This window comes from Bradyrhizobium sp. (assembly GCF_030646015.1).
Taxonomy (GTDB): Bacteria; Pseudomonadota; Alphaproteobacteria; order Rhizobiales; family Xanthobacteraceae; genus Bradyrhizobium.
This window is the reverse complement of sequence record NZ_JAUSLT010000076.1, coordinates 1-5,796: the sequence shown is the minus strand read 5'-3', so window position 1 is coordinate 5,796 and position 5,796 is coordinate 1. Positions and strand designations below refer to the sequence as shown.

Annotated in this window: 7 protein-coding genes; 3 read left to right on the top strand and 4 right to left on the bottom strand. The window is 64.1% G+C overall.

What is annotated here, in order from left to right; all coding sequences use genetic code 11:
* Positions 1–876, top strand: an 876-nt coding sequence (locus tag Q7T45_RS11710; protein WP_304870857.1) for an SIS domain-containing protein, incomplete at its 5' end; no start/stop codon positions are given.
* 104 nt (positions 877–980) lie between these two features.
* Here Q7T45_RS11710 and Q7T45_RS11705 read toward each other — a convergent pair.
* A complete protein-coding gene (locus tag Q7T45_RS11705) occupies positions 981–1,523 on the bottom strand; it encodes a carboxymuconolactone decarboxylase family protein (protein WP_304870856.1) in 543 nt (180 codons plus the stop codon).
* 73 nt (positions 1,524–1,596) lie between these two features.
* Here Q7T45_RS11705 and Q7T45_RS11700 point away from each other — a divergent pair, with 73 nt between their 5' ends.
* On the top strand, positions 1,597–1,941 hold the full coding sequence (locus Q7T45_RS11700; protein WP_304870855.1) for a helix-turn-helix domain-containing protein: 345 nt from the start codon (positions 1,597–1,599) through the stop codon (positions 1,939–1,941).
* Here Q7T45_RS11700 and Q7T45_RS11695 read toward each other — a convergent pair whose 3' ends face one another.
* The 3 genes from Q7T45_RS11695 to hemH all read right to left on the bottom strand — a co-directional run bounded on the left by Q7T45_RS11695 (position 1,942) and on the right by hemH (position 4,923).
* On the bottom strand, positions 1,942–2,388 hold the full coding sequence (locus Q7T45_RS11695; protein WP_304870854.1) for an NfeD family protein: 447 nt from the start codon (positions 2,386–2,388) through the stop codon (positions 1,942–1,944).
* Positions 2,389–2,606: 218 nt separating this feature from the next.
* Entirely contained in the window at positions 2,607–3,602 is a 996-nt protein-coding gene (locus tag Q7T45_RS11690) for an SPFH domain-containing protein (protein ID WP_304870853.1), read from the bottom strand.
* A gap of 259 nt (positions 3,603–3,861) precedes the next feature.
* Positions 3,862–4,923, bottom strand: coding sequence for a ferrochelatase (gene hemH, locus Q7T45_RS11685; RefSeq protein ID WP_304870852.1), 1,062 nt, complete (start codon positions 4,921–4,923; stop codon positions 3,862–3,864).
* 111 nt (positions 4,924–5,034) lie between these two features.
* On the opposite strand from hemH, the gene Q7T45_RS11680 reads away from it, so the two are divergent.
* Complete coding sequence (locus Q7T45_RS11680; RefSeq protein ID WP_304870851.1) at positions 5,035–5,433, top strand: MAPEG family protein; 399 nt, start codon at positions 5,035–5,037, stop codon at positions 5,431–5,433.
* Positions 5,434–5,796 lie beyond the last annotated feature (363 nt).

Below are 5,796 nucleotides of genomic sequence, written 5' to 3'. Positions count from 1 at the left end.
AGCTTCGCCGCCGCCATCGACCTGATCCGCGCCGCGCAGGGCCGCGTCATCGTCACCGGCATGGGCAAATCCGGCCATGTCGGGCACAAGATCGCCTCGACCTTCGCCTCAACCGGCACGCCGGCCCTGTTCGTGCATCCGGCCGAAGCCAGCCATGGCGATCTCGGCATGATCACGCCGGATGACGTCATCATCGCGCTGTCGTGGTCCGGCGAGCAGCCGGAGATGAAGAACCTCGTCAATTATTCCAGCCGCTTCGCGATTCCGATGATCGCGGTCACCTCCAGCGCCGCCTCCTCGCTCGGTGCTGCCGCGCGCATCGTGCTGGAGCTGCCGAAGGCGCGCGAGGCCTGCCCGCACAATCTGGCGCCGACCACCTCGTCGCTGATGCAGGCCGCGATCGGCGACGCGCTCGCCATCGCGCTGCTCGAGGGCCGCGGCTTTACCGCGCTGGAATTCGCCAATTTCCACCCCGGCGGCAAATTGGGCGCGATGCTGAAATTCGTCCGCGACATCATGCATACCGGCGAGACGATCCCGATCAAGCCGCTCGGGTCCCCCATGTCGGATGCGCTGGTGGAGATGTCGACCAAGGGTTTTGGCTGCGTCTGCATCGTCGATGCCTCAGGCGAGATCGCCGGCATCATCACCGACGGCGACCTGCGCCGCCACATGCGCCCCGATTTGATGACGGCCCTGGTCGACGAGGTCATGACCCGGAATCCCCGCACCATCCCGCCCGGCATGCTCGCCACCGAAATGCTGGAGACGATCAATTCGTCGAAGCCGGCGGTGACGGTGCTGATCGTCGCCGAGGGCAAGAAGCCGGTCGGCATCGTGCATGTGCACGACGTGCTGCGGGCTGGTGTGGCGTAGTGGCTTTGTAGGGTGGGCAAAGGCGCGCTTGCGCCGTGCCCACCATCCCTTGCGCTAACGAAGGTGGTGGGCACGCTGCGCTTTGCCCACCCTACGGTTCGCGGCTAAGCCGTCGGAAACCGCGCCGCGCTGGCTTCCAGCGGCAGCGCCAGCCCGTTGGCCAGATATGACACGGTGCGATAGAAGCCGCACAGCAGCATGATCTCCAGAATCTGCGCTTCGTCGTAATGCGCCGAGAGCGCGGCGAATTCCGCGTGGCTCAAGGTGGCGCGCAGATGCAGCGCGTCGACTGCCGCCAGCAGCGCCTGCTCCGCAACCGACCAGCAGGGATCCGTGGCCTCGCCCAGCACGGTGGCGCGGACCTCTTCATCGGTGAGGCGGGCGGCGGCGGCGAAGGCCGCGATATGGACGCCCCATTCGTACTCGCAACCCGTGCGCGCGCAGGTGCGGTCGATGACGATTTCGCGCTCGCGCAGGCTCAGCGGGCCGCGGTCGAGCAGGCCGCCGGCGGAAAATTTCTCCCAGGCGCGCGCGCTCACGGCGATGGTGCGGAACAGCACGAGCGGCGGCGCGCCGCGCATGATGCGGTCGAACTGCTGCTGGATCTCCGCCGCGTAAGGCGGCTCAAGCGGCGCAAGGCGTGACATCGGCAACTCCGATTGCTACAATAACCGTAGCACTACGCTACACTATTTGTAGCGCGCCGCAAGGGAGCCGCCGATGCCGAAACAGGGTTCAGCCATGAAAAAACGCACCGTCCGCGGCTCGAGCTCCGGCCGCCCGGTCATGGCGCTGCTCGACCTGCTGGGCCGGCGCTGGAGCCTGCGCATCATCTGGGAGCTGCGCGACGACCGCTCGCTGACCTCGCGCGCCCTGCGCACCGCCTGCGACGAGGCCTCGCCGACCGTGCTGCAGGCGCGGCTGTCCGAATTGCGCGAAGCCGGCTTTGTCGAGCTCGTCGCCGGTGACGGCTACCGCCTCACCGGGCTCGGAAAAGACCTGGCGGAAAATTTCCTGCCGCTGTACCGCTTCGCCGAACGATGGAGCAGACTGGGCTCGCATTGATCAGGCCGCCGCCACCGTAAGACTGGCGCCGTCGGCCTGCACGATCTTGACCCGGCTGCCGGCCGGCGCATCGGGGCCGGCAACGCGCCAGATCGTATCGTCGATTTTCACCGTGCCGGAGCCGTCGATGATCGGCTTTTCCAGCGTGAACACCCGGCCGACCAGCGCGTCGGTGCGCTTGTTGAGGAACGGGTTGCTCTGGCTGACGCTGCTGTTGCTGCGCGCGACCCGCCGCCACAGCGGCACTGCGGCGACGGCGAACACCGCGAACATCAGCAACTGGGTCTGCCAGGACGGAGCAATCGCGAACGACAACAGCCCGACCAGCAGGGCGGCGAGCCCGAGCCAGAACATGAAGACCCCGGGCGCCAGCAACTCCAGCGCCATCAGGACGAAGCCGAAGATCAGCCAGTTCCAGGTGCCAAGCGTGTAAAACATCTCGGTCATCGTGTGACCCTCTATTCTTTCTCGTTATCGACCTGGAAAACAAAACGGCAGTGCGCCCCCTCTCCCCTTGTGGGAGAGGGTTGGGGTGAGGGGTTCAGGTCTATCGATGGTCCGTAACCCCTCACCCGGATCGCATCTGACGATGCGATCCGACCTCTCCCACAAGGGGAGAGGTGATACGGAGCAAACCGCGACAACCTTCATCATCGAACCAACTCTTAGCGTTGCGGCGGCACCGCCGGCGGGATCGGACCGGTGCTCGGCACCGAGCCGCGGCGCGCGGCCTGGGCGGCAACCGCGCCTTCGCCGAAAGTCGCTTTCGCGATCTCGCCGATGCCGGCCAGCGATCCCAGAATGCTCATCGCCTCGATCGGCAGCATGACGATTTTCTGGTTCGGCGAGTCCGCGAGCTGTCCGAACGCCTTGATGTACTTGTCGGCGATGAAATAGTTCAGCGCGGCGACGTCGCCCTTGGCAATGGCCTCAGAGACCATCTGCGTCGCCTTGGCCTCGGCTTCGGCGGAACGCTCGCGCGCCTCGGCGTCGCGGAACGCGGCTTCCTTGCGGCCTTCGGCCTGCAGGATCTGGCCCTGCTTGGCGCCCTCGGCGCGAAGGATTTCCGACTGCCGCTGGCCCTCGGCCTGCAGAATGTCGGCGCGCTTGACGCGTTCGGCCTTCATCTGGCGTCCCATCGCCTCGACCAGATCGGCGGGCGGCACGATGTCCTTGATCTCGATACGGTTGACCTTCAATCCCCACGGCGACACCGCGGCATCGACCACGCGCAGCAGGCGCTCGTTGATCTCGTCGCGATGCGACAGCACCTGATCGAGATCCATCGCGCCCATCACCGAGCGGATGTTGGTCATGGTCAGCACGATGATCGCCTGATCGAGGTTGGATACTTCGTAACTCGCCTTGGCGGCGTCGAACACCTGATAGAAGGCGACGCCATCCACCGTCACGGTGGCATTGTCCTTGGTGATCACCTCCTGCTCGGGAATGCTGATCACCTGCTCCATCATGTTCATCTTGCGCCCGACCCGGTCGAAATAGGGAACGATGATGTTCAGGCCGGGCGACAGCGTGCGGGTGTATTTGCCGAACCGCTCGATGGTCCAGTCGTAGCCCTGCGGCACCGTCTTGACGCCGGCAAACAGCGTGAAAATAACCAGCAGCACGAATGCAATGGCGAAGATGTCAAAGCCGCTCATAAATCCTCCAAAGCCGCAAAGTCAGTTGCTCGCGGACGTCTATTATTTGGTCTGAAGTCCGGCCGCGCCGGTTCAGTATAACCTTTTGGATACAGGTAAGGAGGGGTTTGGCGACCGCCAAGGGGTCACCGCCCGGTCGCCGGGCAAGTGCCTCGTTTCGCTGGCGAAGCCGCCGGCATCACTTAATCGTCAAATCCAGGCTTTCAGATCCAGCCTTCTAGATCCAGCCTTCTAGATCCAGCCTTCTAGATCCAGCCTTCTAGATCCAGCCTTGCAGCTCCCGCAGCACCAGCTGGCGGATCACGTCCATGCCGGGTTCGCTGTCGTTCAGGCAGGGAATTGCCGAAAATTCCTCGCCGCCATTGTGCTTGAATATCTCGGCGTTTTCCTGCGCGATTTCTTCCAGGGTTTCGAGGCAATCCGCCGAAAAGCCGGGGGTCACCACCGCAATGCGGCGCACGCCGTCCTTGGCCAGCTGCTCGATGGTCTTGTCGGTATAGGGCTGCAGCCACGCGTCGAAGCCAAAACGGGACTGGAAGGTCAGCATCAGCTTGCCGGCATCGAGGCCCATGCGCCGGCGCAGGGCGTCCATGGTGGCGACGCATTGCGCCTGGTAGGGATCGCCCTTGTCGATGTATTTCTGCGGCATGCCGTGGAACGAGGCCAGGATCAGCTCCGGCTCGAACGGCAACGTCTTGACGTGGGCCTCGATCGAAACCGCCAGCGCGTCGATATATTCGGCATCGACGTAATAGGGCGGCGTGACCCGCACCGTCGGCTGCGCCCGCATCCCGGCGAGCACGCGAAACACCTCGTCGCAGACGGTGGCGGAGGTCGCCGCCGAATATTGCGGATAGAGCGGCACCACCAGCAGCCGGTCGCAGCCCTGCGCGGTCAAGGCCTCGATGCGCGATGCGATCGACGGGTTGCCGTAGCGCATCGCCCAGTCCACCACGACATGATCGTGGTCGGCGATGGCGGCAGCCAGCTTCTCGGACTGCGCGCGGGTGATGGTCTTGAGCGGGGATTCGTTCTTCTCGGTGTTCCAGATCTTCAAATAGTCGCGCGCCTTGCGACGGGGGCGCACCTGCAGGATGATGCCGTTCAGCACCAGCTTCCAGAGCAGCCCCTGATTTTCGATCACGCGGGGATCGGACAAGAATTCCCTGAGATAGACCCGCACGCCGCGCGCGTCGGCGGTGTCGGGGGTGCCGAGATTGACCAGCAGGACGCCGACGCGTCCCGGGCTGATACCGGCGGCAGGCTCGGCATCGGGCCTGGCTTCCGGCTTGGCGGTTTCGATGGCTACAACTGCTGTCATAATGCCTGTGGCTTCGCGCGTTGGGGTATCCTTGTCAAGACAATGGCCGGTTCGATACTGTCACGTTTTACCGAGCCAAGCGAAGCATCGGCCGATGCATCGGGGGGAACCATGACGATCGCCGAGTGGTGCGTTTTCGGAACGTTGATGCTCTATCTCCTGACGATCGTGCCGATCAAGTGGATCGGGTTCCGCCGTTTCGACAACGCCAGACCGCGCGACCCCGGCTTCTATGACGACCCGATCGCCGCGCGGGCGCTGGGCGCGCATCAGAACGGCATCGAGGCATTTCCGTTCTTCGCCGTCGCGGTGCTGCTGGCGGAATTCCGGGCCGCGCCACAGCACCTGATCAACGAGCTGGCGGTGCTGTTCCTGATCGTGCGGATCGCCTACGTCTTCACCTATCTCGGCAACCGCCCGACGCTGCGCTCGATCCTGTGGAGCATCGGCTTTGCGATCAATATCGGCATCTTCTTCCTGCCGGCGATCCGGGGCTGGCTGCCGGGGTAAAGTGTGCCTCTGAAAGCGACAGGCTCCGCGAGAGCAATCCGGCCCATCAACGTCATTGCGAACCAACGGGTCGGCGCATAGCGCCGCCCGATGACAGGCTCCGCGAAGCAATCCATTTCGCGGCGGCGCCGGTTGTGAGATGGATTGCTTCGTCGCAAGCGCTCCTCGCAATGACGTTGAGGGAGTTTCGATTCAGCTTTGAACAGCAGATACACGGCCACGTTCTCGCGGCACGATTTGCCCGAGGTTTGCCTGTCGTTGTCCCTCAAGAAGGAGGGAGCAGGGAATGCCGGATGCGCGCTGCACCCGCGGTCTCGTGTGCGAAGTCGTGCAAAAAAAGCTGCACACGAGCATACAGGGCAG